This window comes from Paenibacillus sp. FSL R7-0163, assembly GCF_037969975.1.
In the GTDB taxonomy this organism is placed as follows: Bacteria; Bacillota; Bacilli; order Paenibacillales; family Paenibacillaceae; genus Paenibacillus_AQ; species Paenibacillus_AQ odorifer.
The window spans coordinates 912,569-932,304 of the sequence record NZ_CP150224.1; the positions used below are offsets into that span (position 1 = coordinate 912,569).

General features: G+C 49.0%; 11 protein-coding genes. 10 read left to right on the plus strand and 1 reads right to left on the minus strand.

Going from position 1 to position 19,736, the window contains the following annotated elements; all coding sequences use genetic code 11:
- The first annotated feature begins 11 nt into the window (after positions 1-11).
- Positions 12-1,718 (plus strand): ABC transporter ATP-binding protein, encoded by a 1,707-nt coding sequence (locus NST45_RS03905; RefSeq protein WP_076098524.1) that lies wholly within the window; start codon positions 12-14, stop codon positions 1,716-1,718.
- A complete protein-coding gene (locus tag NST45_RS03910) occupies positions 1,715-2,545 on the plus strand; it encodes an energy-coupling factor transporter transmembrane component T (protein WP_076098525.1) in 831 nt (276 codons plus the stop codon). The genes NST45_RS03905 and NST45_RS03910 overlap by 4 nt, the downstream gene beginning before the upstream one ends.
- 54 nt (positions 2,546-2,599) lie before the next feature.
- Here the strand turns inward: NST45_RS03910 and NST45_RS03915 are convergent, their stop codons facing one another.
- Complete coding sequence (locus NST45_RS03915; protein ID WP_036683880.1) at positions 2,600-3,586, minus strand: Na/Pi symporter; 987 nt, start codon at positions 3,584-3,586, stop codon at positions 2,600-2,602.
- Positions 3,587-3,685: 99 nt separating this feature from the next.
- Here NST45_RS03915 and NST45_RS03920 point away from each other — a divergent pair, with 99 nt between their 5' ends.
- The 8 genes from NST45_RS03920 to NST45_RS03955 all read left to right on the plus strand — a co-directional run bounded on the left by NST45_RS03920 (position 3,686) and on the right by NST45_RS03955 (position 19,638).
- A complete protein-coding gene (locus NST45_RS03920) occupies positions 3,686-5,110 on the plus strand; it encodes a class I SAM-dependent rRNA methyltransferase (RefSeq protein WP_076098526.1) in 1,425 nt (474 codons plus the stop codon).
- Positions 5,111-5,953: 843 nt separating this feature from the next.
- Positions 5,954-9,466 carry a helicase-exonuclease AddAB subunit AddB gene (gene addB, locus NST45_RS03925; RefSeq protein ID WP_076098527.1) on the plus strand — a complete coding sequence of 1,171 codons (3,513 nt, stop codon included), beginning with the start codon at positions 5,954-5,956 and terminating at the stop codon, positions 9,464-9,466.
- 2 nt (positions 9,467-9,468) lie between these two features.
- Positions 9,469-13,512, plus strand: coding sequence for a helicase-exonuclease AddAB subunit AddA (addA, locus tag NST45_RS03930; RefSeq protein ID WP_339826114.1), 4,044 nt, complete (start codon positions 9,469-9,471; stop codon positions 13,510-13,512).
- A gap of 40 nt (positions 13,513-13,552) precedes the next feature.
- Entirely contained in the window at positions 13,553-14,734 is a 1,182-nt protein-coding gene (locus NST45_RS03935) for an exonuclease SbcCD subunit D (protein WP_036683873.1), read from the plus strand.
- Position 14,735: 1 nt separating this feature from the next.
- On the plus strand, positions 14,736-18,152 hold the full coding sequence (locus NST45_RS03940; protein WP_339824958.1) for an AAA family ATPase: 3,417 nt from the start codon (positions 14,736-14,738) through the stop codon (positions 18,150-18,152).
- A gap of 354 nt (positions 18,153-18,506) precedes the next feature.
- Positions 18,507-18,866, plus strand: a complete 360-nt coding sequence (locus tag NST45_RS03945; RefSeq protein WP_036683863.1) for a histidine triad nucleotide-binding protein — start codon at positions 18,507-18,509, stop codon at positions 18,864-18,866.
- Positions 18,867-19,005: 139 nt separating this feature from the next.
- Positions 19,006-19,179 (plus strand): 30S ribosomal protein S21, encoded by a 174-nt coding sequence (gene rpsU, locus NST45_RS03950; protein ID WP_036657994.1) that lies wholly within the window; start codon positions 19,006-19,008, stop codon positions 19,177-19,179.
- A 15-nt stretch (positions 19,180-19,194) separates the two neighbouring features.
- Positions 19,195-19,638 carry a GatB/YqeY domain-containing protein gene (locus NST45_RS03955; protein ID WP_036683862.1) on the plus strand — a complete coding sequence of 148 codons (444 nt, stop codon included), beginning with the start codon at positions 19,195-19,197 and terminating at the stop codon, positions 19,636-19,638.
- Positions 19,639-19,736 lie beyond the last annotated feature (98 nt).

The following is a 19,736-nucleotide window of genomic DNA, read 5'->3' on the forward strand; positions in this document are numbered from 1 at the left end:
GAAGGTCTCGGATGAAAAAAGTAATGATTGAATTTAAGGATTTCAGCTTTCAATATCGGGCGCAGCAGGAACCCACACTGCAGGGGATCAACTTAACGATTGTTGAAGGGGAAAAGGTACTTATCGTGGGGCCTTCAGGTTCTGGGAAAAGTACACTTACTCATTGTATTAATGGTCTCATTCCTTTTGCTTACAGTGGGGAAATATCAGGTTCATTACGGATTATGGGCCAGGAGCAGAAGGATCTGAGTATCGCAGAGCTGTCCAATCAGGTGGGTACCGTATTGCAGGACCCGGATGGACAATTTGTAGGATTAACGGTTGGTGAGGATATCGCCTTCAGTCTAGAGAACCATGTGGTTCAGCAGACAGAAATGAAGAGTAAAGTGGCGGCTGCCGCAAGAGCGGTGGATATCCACGAATTTCTGGCTTCTTCTCCTCAAGAGTTATCGGGTGGACAAAAGCAAAAAACGACCTTGGCAGGTGTTCTGGTAGGTGATGTGGACATCCTGCTCTTTGATGAACCGCTGGCAAGCTTAGATCCTTATACCGGTATAAAAGCGATTGAGCTTATTGATCGAGTGCATAAAGAGACAGGTAAAACCGTTATTATGATCGAGCATCGTCTTGAAGAGGTGCTGCATCGGGCAGTGGATCGTATTATTGTGATCCATGAAGGACGTATTGTGTCGGATATGCCGGCTGCAGAACTGTTGAGCACAACGTTGCTTTCAGAAGTTGGCATTCGGGAACCTCTCTATTTAACGGCTTTAAAGTATGCCGGATGTTCGATTACAGCAAATATGAATCCGCAGCATGTGAACGATATAGAGTTGGAGGCGTGTTCTAATAAACTAAAGATCTGGTATGAGTGCAATCACTCACGCCAGGATAAGCTGGAGAGCCCACCCATCCTTGAGCTAAGAGATATTTCTTTTGGATACGAAAAAAATCAGCAGGTGCTGGATAAGCTCAATCTCTGTATTCATAAAGGAGAGATGGTCTGTATAGCGGGGCGAAATGGGGCTGGGAAATCTACAGTTTCCAAGCTTATTTGTGGCTTCTATAAACCTACTTCCGGATCAATACGGATGCATGGGCGTGATATTGCTCAGGACACGATTAAGGAGCGGGCAGAGCGGATCGGTTTTGTCATGCAAAATCCCAATCATATGATTTCTAAGACACTTTTATATGACGAGGTCGCTCTAGGACTTAGACTCCGAGGTTGCTCTGAGGAGCTAGTTCGTGAACGTGTCCATCAAGTCTTGAAGGTGTGCGGACTTTATGTTTTTCGCAGCTGGCCTATCTCGGCGCTTAGTTATGGCCAGAAGAAACGGGTTACGATTGCCGCTATTCTGGTACTGGAGCCGGAAGTGATCATTTTGGATGAGCCGACTGCTGCTCAGGATTACAGGCATTATAACGAAATGATGGAATTTCTCTTGACGCTGCGGGGGCAGGGGATGACGGTCATTATGATCACGCATGATATGCACTTGATGCTGGAATATGCCGATAGAGCTATAGTGTTAGCTGATGGCGTGAAGCTTGCGGATGATAGACCTGAGCGAATATTAACGAATACTGATGTGGTAAAAAAAGCGAACTTGAAAGAAACCTCGCTTTTTGCCCTAGCTGTAAAAGCTGAACTGAAACAACCAGAGGAGTTCGTTAGAAGGTTCATTGCGTATGATAGGAGGAGCCGAGGCGGATGAAGGCCAAAATGTTAACTTTTACGAAGCAGGATTCACCTATTCACCGTCTTACCGGCGCTACTAAGTTGATTTTATTTGTAGTGTGGTCTGTGACGGGGATGATTACATATGATACAAGATGTCTAATTGTGATGCTGTTATTTAGTTTGCTTGCCTTTAGAATTTCCAAAGTCCAATTTCAGGATTATGCTTTCGTATTATATTTCATCTTGATTTTCTTTTTGCTTAATCATATAGCTATCTTTATCTTTTCTCCTTTGGAGGGCGTACGTGTTTACGGTACACGTCATGATATTATGCACATTGCAGGCCGGTATACGGTAACTTGGGAGCAGCTATTTTATCAATTCAATATTGCCCTCAAATATGCAGTGGTCATTCCAATGGCACTATTGTTTCTTCTAACGACCCATCCCAGTGAATTTGCAGCATCCTTAAACAGAGTTGGAGTGAACTATAAAATTGCATATTCTGTATCGCTGGCTCTACGGTACATTCCGGATATTCAACGAGATTATGAGAATATATCGTTTTCTGCTCAAGCAAGGGGAATAGATATTTCCAGAAAAGAAAAGCTGCCTAAGCGGCTAAAAAATATCATTTCGATTCTGATGCCCCTAATTTTGACTAGTATCGAGCGAATTGAAAATATCAGTACCGCTATGGAGCTGCGCGGCTTTGGCACTGAGACAAAACGAACTTGGTATAGCAGTCGCCCGTTCACGAGAGACGATTATTTTGCATTGGCTTTGTTTGTGCTGATTGGAATTTTCTCGACGGTGATCACTTTTTACGACGGTTCGCGGTTTTATAATATTTTCGATTGAAGTATAATAGTACAGTTGTGGAAAGCTGGGGTATAAAAAAACGGTACCTTTAAGCTAAGACTGAAGACGTTTTTCCAGTTTTGTCCATATAGGCAGGTAACATAATGGCAGTGCTAGAAGTGAGCAGACTACGTTGAAAATGGTCTGGGCGTGGGCGATTTGTGAAGCAGGGCCTCCACCAATCCATGCTGCACTTGCTTGTAGCAGCCCGATCATGGGCAAGAATAGTAGTGCACCGCCTACATTAAGCGCAACATGGGACCAAGCGACGAAGACGCCGGATGGCGTGCCGCCGATGGAAGCAATGACCGCTGTGACACAGGTGCCTACGTTGGCGCCTAGCACTATGGCTATACCTAGCTCAGGCGGCATGGCACCCGAGGCGGCAATGCTCATAGCCATAGCTATGACAGCAGCGCTGCTATGGAGCAGGGCTGTTAGGCACGCTCCAGCGGCGAGCCCCCATAGGGCACTTGTAGCGGCATGGTTTAGGAACCAGAGGAATAAGCCACTTTCCTGAAGTATTCCGCCGATAGACTGCATGACAGCGATCCCCCATAGGACGAGGGCGAAGCCTGATACAGCCAGACTGATAAATTGCAGTGGCGGGGATATTTTGTGGCAGAGCTCTGCCACTCGCGATGTAGGCGGCAGTTCGCCTGCAATAACTGCCGCTGCCCACAGACTGAGCGAGGCTGCCAGCAAGGGCGTGGCCATGGTATTGATCTGAAGTCCGATCAATTCTGTAGTTAATGTGGTGCCGATGTTGCTGCCCAAGATAATGCCAAGTGTGCGGGCATAGGTGAGCAGGCCGGCATTGACCATGCCGATAGTCAACACCGTTACAGCAGTACTGCTCTGGAGTAAGGCGGACAACAGGCTGCTGGCAATCATTCCTTTAATAGGTGTTGAGGTAGCTCTATTTAGACTTGTAGTTAATAGAGGGCCTGCTAGCTTGGACAACGCCGTTTCCATCAGCTTCATGCCGGCTAGAAAGATAACAAGACCATATATGATAGGGAACAGCAAATCACTGAACATAGGGCATACTCCTTTGGACGAGGGTTGTACACCAATATATGAATGTATTGCATGGGACATGTATAAAAACATTTTTAGAAAAACAGGGAGTTGAAGTCATTGCCATCGGTTATTTTAGAACGCAATCGCAAAAAAAGACTGGAACAGGGCCATCCATGGGTCTATGCAGGTGAAGTCGCATCGGTAGAAGGAAATCCGGAAGCGGGGGGATTAGTAGATGTCCTTAATCATCAGGGCCGATTTTTGGCCGTGGGATATTACAATCCAGCGTCACAGATTCGGGTAAGAATTGTATCACAGGGACCCCTTGCGATCATGGATACAGCCTTTTTTGCAGAACGTTTTGCGAATTGTCTGCAACACAGAAATCGGTTCCTTCCGGGTGCGGATGCTTATCGCTTGGTTTATGGTGAAGCGGACTTTTTACCGGGGCTTATTGTAGATCGATTCGGAGATATTTTGGTTGTGCAGCTGCTTACGCTCGGAATGGACAAGCGGCGTGCAGAAATCGTCGAAGCATTGGTGCAGGTTATGGCACCGCGCGGAATCTATGAGCGCAGTGATGTTAGTGTGCGCGAGCTTGAAGGTATGGAGCAGACAACGGGTTTGCTGTATGGGGAGTGTCCACGGCATGTAACTGTGAGTGAGAATGGCCTGAAGCTGGTCGTTGATATTGAAGAAGGCCAGAAGACTGGCTACTTCTTTGACCAACGTGAGAATAGAGCTTCTATTGCTCCGCTCATGAAAGGCTGGGGGGGACGAAGCGGCATTACGCTGCAGGAAATCGAAACTGAGGAGGGTTCGCTACAGACCTTGCCAGTTAATAAGAGCGGTAAACATGTAACGTTCCCTTATTGGGACGGTGCGACAGTGCTGGAATGCTTCTCACATACGGGCAGCTTCACGCTGCATGCCTGCAAGTATGGCGCGAAAAAAGTAACCTGCCTCGATGTTTCAGCGCATGCCATTGAGAGTGCCAAAGTGAATGTGGAGCTGAACGGCTTTAGCGATCGTGTTGAATTCGTAGTGGATGATGCTTTTGCATATTTACGGAATCAGGTTAAAGGACTAGAGGAACGTTCTGAACGGGCGACAGTTGCAAGTGGAACAGAGACGGCAGCAGCTGCTGCAAATCCTAAATCCGGAGGCAAAACAGCCAAAACCGACACATCCAAGCCGATGACGGCAGGTGGAGGAAGAACTTGGGATGTAGTCATCCTGGACCCTCCGGCGTTTGCCAAAACCAAAAGTGCAGTAGCTGGCGCTTGCCGTGGTTACAAGGATATCAATCTGCACGGGATGAAGCTGGTGAACGAAGGCGGCTATTTGGTTACCGCAAGCTGTTCTTACCATATGCAGCCAGATCTGTTCCTCGAAACGATTGCCGATGCAGCTAAAGATGCTGGCAAGGTGTTGAGACTTGTGGAATGGCGGGCCGCAGGCAAAGACCACCCACAAATACTTGGCGTTAACGAAGGACACTATCTGAAGTTTGCGATTTTTGAAGTGCGGAGTAAAAAATAAGCCTGAAGGTCAAAAAGGTTTACAGTGCCAAGTAACAAATAGGATAAAAGGGCTGGACGTAGGGTGGCCGTGAGTCGACTGTAAGGCAAGTAGTTGCCAACGGACTCAGATGACTCTATTTAGCGTAAACAGCCTATTATTGAATTCTTACGGACCCCAAAGGCGCTATTGCTCTTAAAACACCCGTAATGCAACACATTTTCGAAGAATAGCGTCAATGGGGTCCGAAAAGTTGCCAAAACAGCACTGAATCCACGAATAACGGCTTCTGGGTCCGTAAGTAATTAATGAAACAAGCCTAGCCGAAAATGTGCAATTTGAACGCAGAATACTAAATGGTAAACAACGAATGATGCTTATTGAATTATGATATGCGGAATGCGGATTACAAAACGATAGGCGTAGAGTGCTAATGTTGAGTGTTGAGTATTGAACGCTGAACGCTGAACGCCGAATGCCGAATGCCGAATGACGAACGCTGGATGCTGGACGCTGAACGTTGAGCACTGAACACCGAACACCGAACAGTCTAACATTGACCCTATGCTCCGACATTGGCAGCTCTAATCTAACGTTGCACATCTGGCATTAAAAACAAACTAAACACTCTAAAAAGCAAGCCGCCAAAATCCGGAGGTTTGCTTTTTTTTATTTGTACTCGTAGCTGTTATCCTTTGTAAAACATTAGAAAATACTAGCAAACACATGTTCCGATTAGTGTGGTTATGATATACTGAAGGGACGAGGAATCACTGAACTTTTTTAATTGGAGTGTAATCAATAGGTGGATATTTCACCTTGTAATTTATATATTTTCTCCGCTACGGAAGGAGTCTATCATTTATGTCGGTAACCTTTTTACTAGGCCGCTCGGGCAGTGGCAAGACAACAAAAATATGGGAATCTATCTCTTCTTCCTTAGAGAAGGAACCGCTTGGTGCGCCGATTATTATTCTTGTGCCAGAGCAAGGTTCTTTTGGAGCAGAACGGGGGCTTCTGACCGTAGGGAATGTGAAGGGAAGCCTTCGGGCGCAGACACTGAGTTTTTCGCGGCTTGCCTATCGTGTGAAGCAGGAAACTGGTGGCAGTGCAAGTCTGCCAATCAGTGATGAAGGTAAGAAAATGTTAATTTACAAAATCATCAGTCGTCGCAAAGAGGAACTGAAATTGTTCGGTGCCTCAGCAGACAGACCGGGTTTTGTGGAACGTCTGAACCAACTGCACACGGAGATGAAGCGTTGCTGTTTGGGTTCCACTGATTTAGAAGAGCAGTTGTCCGCTATGCGAGGAGCTATTGCAAGAAGTCCTATTCTTGAGGGTAAGCTGGATGATTTGCAGCTGGTATTCAGCGATTTAGAGAAGGAAATGTCACGTCTCTATATCGATGAAGAGGATCGTTTAGCAGAACTGGCTGAGCATATTCCTGATTCCTCCTACATTCGCGGGGCGGAGATTTGGGTAGATGGATTCCATGGATTTACTCCGCAGGAATTCGTAGTGCTTCGAGAATTGATGCAGCAAGCTTCGAAGCTGACCGTTTCGCTTACAATTGATCGTCCTTACCCATATGGAGATCAGTTGAATGAGCTTGAATTGTTTCACCCCACTGCGGTTACTTACATTAAACTGCGTGGAATAGCTGAAGAGCTGGGCATTGATGTGTGGGACGAGCTGCTGGAGCCAACGGTTCTTCCGCGTTTTGAACAAAGTCCAGTACTTGCTCACCTTGAACGGGGATATGATCGCCGGAAGGCCTGGATAGGTGCGGATGAACTGGCAAGAGAGGCTATATTCATAGGCGCCGCAGTTTCGCACAGAGCAGAGGTTGAGGGAGCACTGCGCGAAATGACTAGACTGGCGCGTGATGAAGGTGCAAAATATGGCGAAATGGCTGTATTGATGCGCAATATTGGCGATTACGAGCAGCTGATCCAACCGTTGTTCCAAGATTACGGAGTGCCATTTTTTCTGGACCAGAAGGTAAATGAGCTGCATCATCCGCTAGTGGAATTTATACGTTCCGCGCTGGATGTAGTGCGTCGTCGCTGGCGTTACGAGGATGTATTCCGTTGCGTAAAGACGGAGCTTTTGCTTCCGCTAGACGGTAGTATTACACGTGAGGATATGGATGCTTTAGAAAACTATGTGCTGGCTTGTGGGATTCAAGGGTATCGCTGGACGGATGGCCGCTCATGGAAAGGTATTCCTAGCTTGTCGCTGGAAGGCGGCAGACAGATGGATGATGAACTGCTTGCTACTATGGAACGATGCCGTGCTAGTATAACAGGACCATTATTTGCTTTTGAGAAACGAATCCAGAAAAGCCGTAGCGGCCTTGAACTATGTACGGCAATGTACAAGCTGCTTGAAGAGACGGATGTTGCACGAAAGCTGGAGAAACTCAGTGTTAAGTCTATGGAGAAGGGCCAACCCGAGAAGGCTAGGGAACATAGCCAGTTGTGGGGTGCGGTACTTGATCTGCTAGATCAGATAGTAGAAATGATGGGCAATGAAAGACTTGAGTTTGAAGTGTTCACCGGAGTTCTAGAGACAGGACTTGCTGAGCTTAAAATGGGACTAGTTCCGCCCGCACTGGATCAAGTATTGGTCGGCAATATGGATCGGACTCGCCCAACAGGGGTTAAATACGCTTTTTTGCTTGGATTTAATGAAGGTGTTGTGCCTGCGCAGTTTAAGGAAGATGGAATTCTCTCGGAAGGTGAACGCTCCGTACTAGAGAATGCTGGAATGGAGCTTGCTCCCGGCGCTTCTCGTAAACTGCTGGACGAGCGGTTTCTGATCTATAATGCGCTAACGACAGGAAGTCAAAAGCTCTGGATTAGCTACGCTACAGCGGATGATGAGGGCAAAGCTCTCCTTCCCTCTGAGGTTATCCGGCATTTGCATAGAATGTTCCCAAGGGTTCAAGAGCATAGTTTGTCAGCACTTCCCCCTGCGGGACTACCGGCAGAAGTCGGAAATCCTATTCATCTCGGTTTCATTGGTCAACCAGAACAGAGTCTTCGCGCATTGATTATGCAGCTGCGGCAGTGGCGCCAGGGGACAGAAATTCCGGAGCTATGGTGGGATGTGTATAACTGGTTTACTAAGAACGAAAATCGTAAATTTCAACTGGAACGTTTGCTAAGCTCACTGTTCTATCGTAATGAGGGAACGAAGCTAAAGCGTGGCACAAGCCTCAGATTGTATGGTGGCTCAACACTGCGGGGCAGTGTGTCCCGGATGGAGAAATTTGTTGCGTGCTCATTTTCCCATTTTGCGTCCTACGGACTAAGACTGAAGGAGCGTCAGCTATATAAGCTGCAAGCACCTGATATTGGACAGCTGTTCCATGCTGCGTTAAGTGATATGGCGATAAGACTGAAACAAGAGGGACGGGGCTGGGGCAGCTTGTCTCCGGATGAATGTCGGCGTGAGGCCAGTGAGACAGTAGAGCGGCTATCTCCGATGTTGCAGGGTGAAATCCTAATGAGCTCCAAACGTTACGGGTACATCTCCCGTAAACTTAAGAATATTGTTGGACGTGCTTCTGTGATTCTGGGCGAGCACGCCCGCCGGGGCAGCTTTGAGCCAGTAGGGCTGGAGCTGGACTTTGGACCGGATAAGGAGTTGCCGCCTTTAAGGATTACGCTGCCAAATGGCTGCGTGATGGAGGTTGTTGGCCGGATTGACCGTGTAGATATGGCCCGTGGAGAGAACGGAATTCTTCTGCGGGTAATTGATTATAAATCGAGCCAAAAGGATCTCAAGCTGCATGAGGTGTATTATGGATTATCGCTGCAAATGCTGACTTATTTGGATGTGCTGCTAACATATTCGGAGCAATGGCTGGGGCAGCCGGCACTTCCAGCCGGCACACTTTATTTCCATGTGCATGATCCGTTGTTGACCTCATCCAATGGGATGAACAAGGAACAGGCTGAGCAAGAGCTGTTGAAACGCTTCAAGATGAAAGGACTGCTTACAGCAGATCGTGAGGTTGTCTCCCTGATGGATACCACTTTAGACAAAGGGTATTCTTCTATCGTGCCTGTAGCAGTAAAAGCTGACGGCAGCTTTTATAGCAGTGCTTCAGTAGCTACACCAGAGCAGTGGGGTCATCTATTATCCTCCGTTAGAGGGACAATTTCGGATATCGGGACACGGATTACAGAAGGTGATGTGGCGATTGAGCCGTACCGAATTGGGCAGGAGACCGCCTGCACATTCTGTTCCTTTAGACCTGTCTGCCAGTTCGATGAAGCTGTGGAAGGCAACAGCTATAACAATCTGGGTAAGCCAGGGAAGGACGTTATATGGGATCTGCTGTCCCGCAAAGGAGGAACTACACCTTGAGTATGAAGGCTGAAATAGAAGCGAAACCGGAAGGAAGTATATGGAGTGATGACCAGTGGCGTGCCATTGCGGAGAGCGGTGATGACATCCTCGTTGCTGCGGCAGCAGGTTCCGGTAAGACGGCGGTGCTGGTAGAACGGATTATTCGAAAAATCAGTAAGGAAGAGAACGGCTTCAGTGTAGACAGGCTATTAGTAGCTACGTTTACCAAAGCTGCGGCTGCCGAAATGCGGCAGCGGATCAGGGAAGCCCTTGATCGGGAGCTGGAGGAGAATGGGGAGAACGACCATTTGCGCCGTCAGCTATCCCTGCTGGGCAAAGCTTCGATTACAACGTTGCACTCCTTCTGTCTGGAAGTGATCCGGCGTTATTATCAAATGATTCCGATTGATCCGGGTTTTCGCATATTAAATGAGCATGAAGCGGAGATGATGCGGCAGGAGCTGCTCGAAGAGTTGCTGGAGGAAAAGTACGGTGAAGCAGGTGCGGATGGCGAGGATAGTATATTTGTGCAGCTCGCTGATTGGTTCAGTGGTGAACGCAGTGATGATGCAGTGCATGCGCTCATACAGCGATTGCATGATTATGCCCGCAGCCATCCTTGGCCTGCGCAATGGCTCCGTGATACTGCAGCTGATTTCTCATTGCCAGACACCGAAAGTCTGGGTGGAACGCCATGGGTGCTGAGCATTCTTGAAGAAGCGAAGCTGACACTTGCGGGCGCAGCCAGTCAGCTTATTCAAGGCCGGGAGATTGCACTGCAGCCGGGCGGTCCGGCACCCTATGCTGAGAATTTAACCTCTGATCTTGAGATGGTAAATGCACTGCAGGATGCCGTAAACGAACGACCTTGGGCAGAATTATATGATATTTTCATGGAAGTATATTTTGGGAAATTAAAGGCTTGTAAGAAGGATTCGACAGATCCTGGACTGCAGGAAATGGTGAAGGAACTGCGCGATAGTGTGAAGAAGAGTATTTTAGATCTTCAGAAAGCATTGTTTGGCCGTCCGCCTGAGGTTTTTTTGAAAGAGCTGAACGAAGCGGCTCCACTGATGGCAGAGCTTGCAGAGACAGTGATAGCATTCGGTGAACGTTATAGAATTGAAAAAGCAGGAAGAGGTCTAGTCGACTTCAGTGATTTGGAGCATTATTGTCTGCAAATTCTACGCCATCCGGACTCTACGCCCGGTCATTCCCTGCCTTCTGATGCAGCTATGGAGTACCGTGCTCAATTCGATGAGGTTCTGCTGGATGAGTATCAGGATACGAATAGCGTGCAAGAGGAGATTGTGCGGCTAATATCCCGTGAAACACCCGGTAACCGGTTTATGGTCGGAGATATGAAGCAAAGTATCTATCGATTCCGTCTGGCGGAGCCGGGGCTATTCCTGGATAAATACCGCAGCTTTGGCTCACACCAAATCGATGATCTATCTGAAATTACTAATGAATCATCTAGCGGTTCGGTCATCGATCTGGCCCGTAATTTTCGCAGTCGCATGGAGGTTGTAAATGCCGTGAATATGATCTTCCGGCAGATTATGAATGAGACGGTAGCGGAGATTAATTATGATGAACGCGCTGAGCTTGTTTACGGAGCGAATTTCCCAGGTGCAGCAGAGAAGGGTCCTGATACCTTTTTTGCACCGGAGTTATTATTGATTGATCGTGGTTCGGCAGCAGGGAAGTCAGAAGAGACCTCTGAAGACGGTGAGGCGCCACTTCAGGAGAGTGAAGCCATTGAGAGCGAGACGGCGCAGCTGGAAGCGCGGGCAATTGCCCGGCGTATTTCACAAATGACGGGGATGACCGGTGGATCGCCACTGCTTATCTACGATAAAGGACTCAAGATTATGCGTCCGGTTATTTACGGTGATATCGTGATCCTGCTTCGCTCGGCAAGAATCTGGACCCCTCTAATCATCGAAGAGCTTCGGATGGAAGGAATCCCTGCTTATGGTGATCTGAATAAAGGTTATTTTGAAGCTACAGAAGTGGAAATTGCACTTTCCCTCTTAAAAATAGTTGATAATCCTCAGCAGGACATTCCGCTGGCTGGCGTACTTCGTTCACCTGTGGTCGGATTAACGGAAGAAGAATTGGCTACGGTGCGTATGTGTAGTCAGGGTCCTTTTTTTCAAGCAGTACAGATGGCGGTGGATATGCAAGATGCAAAAGAGGCTGAAGAAGAGTATGACCTCTTCTCGGCTCATGTGATTGAATCCGCAAGCACCGTCGAAAATAATGTTTTACCTGATAAAGATCTGCCGCAGATCAGTCCAGAACTGAAGCGCAAGCTTAAACATTTCCTAGAACAGCTGGAAAGCTGGAGAAATGCGGCTAGACAAGGTAGTCTCAGTGAGCTGATCTGGCGTATCTATGGGGAGAGCGGCTATCTGGAATGGGTTGGAGGACTGCCTGGAGGCTCGCAGCGCCAGAACAATCTTAAAGCTTTGTATGATCGGGCTGTGCAATTTGAGAATGACACCGCAGCACGCGGATTGTTCCGTTTTCTGGTGTTCATTTCACGGCTTCGTGAGAATGGCGGAGATCTGGGTGTAGCTGGCGGTGGCGGTGAAGAAGGCAATGGCGTCAGAATCATGACCATCCATAAATCCAAAGGTCTGGAGTTCCCTGTTGTTTTTGTAGCCGGGATGGCAAAACAGTTCAATCGACAAGATTTGCATTCGCCATTTCTTATGCACAAAGAGCTTGGCTTTGGGCCACGCTTTGTGGAACGGGAAACGCGAGTTAGTTACCCAACACTTCCTTATCTGGCTATTAACCGGCGTACACGGCTTGAGTTATTAGCTGAGGAAATGCGTGTATTATATGTGGCGTTAACTCGTCCGAGAGATAAAATGATTCTAGTGGGCACCGTAAGAGATTTGCCACGCAAAATCGCTAGCTGGAGCAGCGTACAGAACCGGGATGAGCTGCTGCTTGCAGACCATCTGCTGGCCCGAGGGCGCAGCTATTTGGATTGGGTTGGACCGGCATTGATCCGGCACCCTGCTGCGGCGATTCTTCGTAAGCTGGGCGGTTCAGAAGGTACCGTCTCCACGGTGCTGCACAACGATGTGTCCAACTGGAGCATCAGTGTGCAAAATGCTTCCGAACTTAATTCTGGGGCGTTCCTGCCAACGGATCAGACTGAAGATAAGGTAGAGGAACGGCAAGCTGTACTCGAAGCACTGCATAAGGGTGAATCTGTAAATATATATGAAACAGAGACTAGCGATGAAATTGCTAGAAGACTGGAATGGAATTATCCGTATGCGGCAGCCTCAGGTATTCCGGCTAAAACTTCTGTTACGGAGTTAAAAGCGTTGTTGTCATTACAGGAGCAGCCCTCTTTTGATCTGCTGGAAGAAGGCAATTCTACAACCTCAATAGAAAACGATAAACGTCCAAGTGTTGCAGGTGCGGACAGTCTTCATTTGCGGCGTCCGAAATTTATGGAAAAACGCAGTCTGACCCCAGCGGAACGCGGGACAGCATACCATACAGTCATGCAGCATATTCCGCTGGAGGGTTCAGTTGATCCTATGGTTGTGGAAGAAACCTTAGTCCGACTTCAGAGAGTGGCTATTCTAACTGCTGAGCAGGTGGAGGCTGTAGCTCCCGATCAGATAGAAGCTTTTTATACTAATGAACTTGGACGTAGATTAATAGCTTCTTCTTGGAAGCTTAGAGAAATGCCATTCAGTTATATGGTTCCCGCAGGTGAGGCTTATCGAGGGCTCGATTATATGAATGAGGCCGTCTCGGAGCTTACCCCTGAGAACAATAAGGAAGGCTTTAGTGAGGCTGTGCTAATTCAAGGGGTCATTGACTGCCTGTTCCGAGAAGAGGACCGGATTATTCTGCTAGACTATAAGACGGACTCTGTATTAGAACATCAGGGCGGCCTAGAAGCACTTAAGGAAAAATATCGTTTTCAGCTAGAGTTATACAGCAAGGCATTACATGATATTTTGGGAGAACCGATCAGCGAGATTTGGCTGTACTTTTTTGACGGCGATCATGCTGTGAAATTATAAATTATTCATTGCCGCATAGGAGCGGGGAAAGAGGACGAAGATGCGGATATTGCATACGGGGGATTGGCACTTGGGCCGTACGCTGGAGGGAAGAAGCCGCCAGAAGGAGCAAGAGCAGTTCATAGATGAATTGGTGGAGATCGCCGATTTTCATAAGGTGGATTTGATTATGATGGCGGGAGATGTGTACGATTCCGTTAATCCACCAGCGGCTTCGGAGCAATTATTCTATGAGGCTGCTGCCAGGCTATCTTCAGGGGGCAGGCCCCTTGTGGTGATTGCCGGCAATCATGACCAACCGGAGCGCGTATCTTCAGTCTCCCCGCTTGTATTAAGGCAGGGGATTACCTTGGTAGGACTTCCAACCTCAGAGCCAGTGACAGTTCATGCTGCGCGCACGGGTGAGATTGCCAAAATCGCAGCCCTTCCCTATCCCTCAGAGGCACGTCTTGGTGAGCTGCTTGCTGGGGACAGCGGGGAAGAGGAGCTTCGACTGGCTTACAGCGCACGGGTAGGCAAACTCATGCAGCTGTTGGGAAGGGAATTTACCCGACAAACCGTAAATTTGGCGATGAGCCATATTTATGTGCTGGGTGGTGTAGAGAGTGATTCGGAACGCCCGATTCAAGTGGGCGGGGCTTACACTGTAGATCCTTCTGCTTTATCCTGTGGAGCGCAATATACTGCCCTAGGCCATCTTCATCGCGCTCAGCGTGTTAAAGGGGAAGGGATGATCCGTTATAGCGGATCCCCGTTGGCATATAGCTTTTCTGAAGCAGGACAAGCCAAGTCGGTGACGCTGATTGATGTTGCGCCGGGCGGTGAGCCGACCTTCGAAGAAATCTATCTTCGCTGTGGGCGCCCACTTGTAAGATGGAGCTCTACGGGTGGATTGCAAGAGGTATATAACTGGTTGGATGAAGGTAGAGATGCTTCTGCTTTTATAGATTTGGAGATTCGGCTCAGTGAAGCTATGTCGATGAATGATATTCAGCGCCTGCGTAAATCACGTGAGGGGATCATTCATATTCGTCCGATTTATCCGCAAATGGAGCTGGAGCTTGAACAGATTTCCCGTTCACGTATGCCTGTACAGGAATTGTTCCGTAAATTCTATCAGCGCCAGACGGGCGGGGCGGAGCCGGAGGATCGTTTGATTGAGCTGTTCTTACAGCTAACCGAAGAAGAACGGCAGCAGCCGGAGGAAGGAGAGGAGAACTAAGGTGAAGCCTATTTTATTAAAAGTAGCAGGATTGCAGAGTTATAGAGAAATGCAGGAAATAGATTTTGAAAGTCTGTGTGAGACTGGGCTGTTTGGGATTTTTGGACCTACGGGCAGCGGCAAGTCCAGTTTGCTGGATGCTATTACTTTGGCGATGTACGGGAAAGTAGAGCGCGCCGTTAACGGGACACAGGGGATTATGAATCACTCTGAGGATTCACTCAGCGTGGCGTTTACCTTTGAGCTCACTTCTTCCGCTGGGGTACATCGTTATCGTGTTGAACGTAAGTTCAAGCGGACTGGTGAGCAAACAGTCAGCAACACCATTAGCCGTTTCATTGAAGTCACACCTGACGGGGATAACGTTATGGCGGATAAACTCGCAGATGTTACACGTTGTGTGGAAGAGCATATTGGACTCAAAATGGATGACTTCACGCGAGCAGTTGTATTGCCGCAGGGGAAATTCGCCGAATTCTTATCGCTTCGGGGCGTAGACCGCCGACAAATGCTGCAGCGACTGTTCCATTTGGAACAGTATGGCGATCAGCTTGCGTTGAAGCTTAGCCGACGGGTGAAGGAGAATGAGGCTGCGCTCCGCGCGCTCGAAGCGGAGCAGCAGGGGCTTGGCAGCGCAGGCAAAGAGGATGTAGAGGCAGCGGCAGAGCGCCTCGAACAAGCAGCCCAACATGCTGCGGAATGCCGCCGCAAGCTGGAGGCGGCGCTGCAGGTCGCGGAGCGTTTCGCGCGCATTCGCGAGCTGCAAGAGGAACGGACCCGCCGCGAATTGCAGCGGCAGGGACTGCTTTCCAAGGAGGAGGAGATTCTCCTCCTTGAACGGAAGCTCGGCCAAGCTGACGAGGCCGAGGCTAGGCTTCCCGCGCTGAAAGCATGGCGAAGCGCGGAAGAAGCCTTCAAGAGCCGATTGACCCGCGCGGAGGGTCAAGAGGTGCTGGCCGCCGCTGCCGAGCAGGAGGCGGCGCGTGCCGCTGCGGCCGCGGCTGCTGCGCAGGCCGCGCTTGCGGCGGAAGAGCCGGCCCTCCGGCAGGGGGCCGACACCTACCGCCGCGCGCTCGAGCTCGAGTCCGAGCTCGGCGCCTTGCGGCGCGAACTCGCGGCTCTGCGCGAGCGCCGCGAAGAGGCCTCCCGCAAGCTAGCGGAGCTGCGGGAGGGCATGGCCCGGGAGCGTGAGCTTTTGGCCAAGGGCCAAAAGCGCCAGCAAGAGCTGCAGCAGAGCTTACAGCCGCTCGGTGTCCGCTCCCAGGAGCGGCAGTCTCTGCAAGAAGCGATGCAGAGACTGCAAGGGCTGCACTCCGCCGAATCCCAGTGGGATAAGGCGGAGAAGGAGCGCCGCGAGCGTGCCGCTGCACTCGCGGCTGCGCAGGCGCGACTCGCTGAGGCCGAGGGCCGTCGCGAGCAGCAGGAAGCTTCTCGCGGGCAGCTGATCCGCGAGGCGGCGCTGCATCAAGAGAAGCTGCTGGCGACAGAAGAAGCTGCGCGCACCGCAGCAGAAAGCCTGGAGCAACATATCAGTTCTTTGGAAGCAGCCCTCAAGGGGCATGAGTTGCACAGACTGTCGCTTGGATTGGCTAAAGAATTGGAAGCAGGACAACCTTGCCCTGTATGTGGCAGCGAACACCACCCGGCCCCTGCTGTATTGCAGGATAACCTAGAGCAACAGGAACTGGAGTCAAAGCTTCAACAGGCTCGGGTGTTGTCCAGACGTGCTTTGGAAGCACGCCATATGTTCCGTGGTTTAAGGGAGCAGGACCTGGTTTGGCTGGAGCAGGTGTTTGGTGATGGAGCTTTTGATACGGTAAATCATCCTGCGGCGGCAGGTTCAGAAGTCAGCACTACAGAGGTTTCCTCTACCGATATGTCCATCCCAGATGAAAAAGCTTTGGCAGAACTTGATGCTGCATTTTTAGCATTAAAAAGCCAGTCTGGAGAACTGCGCCGTACAGCGATACAATGGCAGCAATCGATGCAGGAAGTTCAGCAGCTATGCCTCAAAGAAGCAGCGGGTGCCGAAGGTGAGCGAAGCTGGGTAGAAGGCCTTACCGCCAAAGCTGAGGAACTGAGTGGCCAACTAACCGCTTTGCGGCAGAACTGGGTACAGCAGTTCCCTGATTTGGCACCGGAAGAGGTAGAAAAAGCTTATCGTGAGCTGTTAGCCAAGGATGCTCAAGCTGAGGAAATTAGATCCCGACTGGAAATCAGTGTCAAGTTTCTGGATGAGAAAAGCGCTTCGTTACAGAATCTTCAGGAGACCATCACCGGACTCGATAAAGAGCTTACTCAGTGGAATACACAGATGGAAGGCAAAGAAGAATTGCAGCGTGAAAAAGAACGGCGTCTTCTAGAGTGGACTAATGGCCGCGCTGCTGCCTCACTTCTAGCAGAGTGTGAGCGTCGTCTGCAGGAATTGTTAGCAGCTGTGGAGACCAGCCAACGATTACATCTCACGGCAGCGGAAAAAGCGCAGCATGAGATCAAGGAGGCAGCGATTACCCGCCAGGCTGCAGAATCTGCTCGAGAGCATTATGTGACTTCAAGCCATCTGTGGGAGCAAAGCTTAACCTCTTCACCGTTTAGTTCGGCCGCTGAGGTTGAAGGAGCAGCTCTCGCACCTGAAGAGCGGGAAATTTCATCTTCTCGGGTACGTGCCCATCGTGCTGAAGAAGCTGAAGTCTCATTGCAGCTGCGCAATATTGAAGAGAAGCTTGACGGAGCCAGCTTAAGTGAAGAGGAATGGCAAGTTAGCCAGGAGAGCTTAAGCGTGTGTAAGTCAGAGGATGAAATGTCGCTGCAAGCAAGAGCGCGTGCAGAGCGAGACCTAGAGGATCTGCGGCATCGGCATATTCGCTGGATGGAGCTTGAAGCCCAGCGGCTAGAACATGCTTCCCTACAGGATCATTTGTCCAAATTGCAGACGGTTTTACGTGGAAATGCTTTTGTTGAGTATATTGCGGAGGAACAATTGATGCAGGTGTGCCAGTCTGCTTCTCAGCGGCTTCGTTTCCTGAGCAAACAGCGTTATGCGCTGGAGGTTGATTCGGGCGGTGGCTTTGTAATCCGTGATGATGGAAACGGTGGTGTAAGAAGACCGGTCTCCACGCTTTCCGGCGGAGAAACGTTCTTAACTTCCTTGTCACTTGCACTTGCTCTTTCGGCACAGATTCAGCTGCGGGGGCAGTATCCATTGCAATTTTTCTTTTTGGACGAAGGTTTTGGTACGCTGGATCCGGAATTGCTCGATACGGTAATTACCTCACTGGAAAGACTGCATAACGACCAACTGTCTGTCGGCATTATCAGCCATGTTCCAGAGCTTCGGGCACGACTGCCACGCAAGCTGGTAGTAGTACCTGCTGAACAGGGTGGAGGGGGATCTCGGATCCTTTTGGAAAAAATGTGAAGATCTACAATGTGTGTGATTCTTATCACAGATACAGTATCAACGCGCTGTTATAATACAGCTAAGCCGACATTACTTTAGAAACACCTCGGCGGACGTATGGTAGGGAATGAACTCCTTTTCATACGTCCGCCGCCGAATCAGCTTTATAAGCTGTGAAGGGTGTTTCTCTTTTTTTTGTCTTTTTTAGGCCTAACGGTGTTGATATATTTATTTAATGGTTCATTCTGTAACAGATACAGTTTGGGGCTGATTATACTGAGTTTGCTTGCTGCTTTCGTAATTGATGATTATCCTGTATGATTATCTTATGATGAAGTGGAATTTCACCAATTTTTAGGAGGCAAGCACTCTATGGAGACCGTGTTTAGCAAAATTATTGAGGGTACTATTCCTTCCAAAAAAGTATTTGAGAATGAACGTATTCTTGCATTTTACGACATCGAGCCGGCTGCACCGGTACATGTGTTGATCATTCCCAAGAAGTTCATTGCTTCAATGAATGATGTTACACCTGAGGATCTTCCGCTAATTGCTGAAATCCACAGTGTAGCCCAACAGATCGCCAAAGACCTTGGGATTGCTGAGTCTGGTTATCGTTTAATCAATAATTGCGGGCCTGATAGTGGACAAGCTGTGCCTCATCTTCATTATCACCTGCTGGGTGGAGCCAAGCTGGGTGCGCTCACTGGAAACTCAGCTTCCCACGCATAGCATAATCATTTAATGTTGAAGAACTTGCCAGAAAAAAGAATAGCACGAAGGTTGACACGTTATTTCCGTTTGACCTATAATGGAGTTTGATAAACCGTGTTATGCTCTTGGACGGTATGGTCGGAGGGAGGGGAAACCTGTGTCTGAAACGAAAGTTCGCAAAAACGAGACAATTGATGCTGCACTTCGTCGCTTTAAACGTTCCATCGCAAAAGATGGTGTCTTGGCTGAGGTGAAGAAACGCAAACATTACGAAAAGCCGAGCGTTAAGAAAAAGCTGAAGTCTGAGGCTGCTCGTAAGAGAAAGTTTTAGGAGGATTACCCACGCATGAATCTTAGCGAGAGATTGAACGAAGATATGAAGCAAGCGATGAAGAGTAAGGACAAGTTCACGCTCTCCACGATTCGAATGGTTCGTTCTACAATAAAGTATCTTGAAATAGATCTGAAGAGAACATTGGACGACAACGAAGTGCTTGATATCCTTAGTCGTGAAATCAAACAGCGCAAAGATGCCCTCCAAGAATTTGAATCAGCGGGTCGCGACGAGCTTGCCGCGAGTACAAAAGCAGAAATCGAGATTATTATTAAATATCTTCCCGAGCAACTTTCCGAAGAAGAAATTAAAGTAATTGTACAGCAGACCATCCAGGAAACCGGTGCTTCTTCGAAGAGCGAAATGGGGAAGGTCATGAGCGCACTGATGCCTAAGGTCAAAGGTCGCGCTGATGGTAAACTCGTGAACCAGGCGGTTCTGCAATTTCTGCAATAATATAGCACTAGCACCCCTTGTAAAAGGGGTGCTTTTCTATGTTATGAAACGTAAATCCAATTTCAGCGTATTAAGGGTTATGAGTTCTGGGTCAAGCT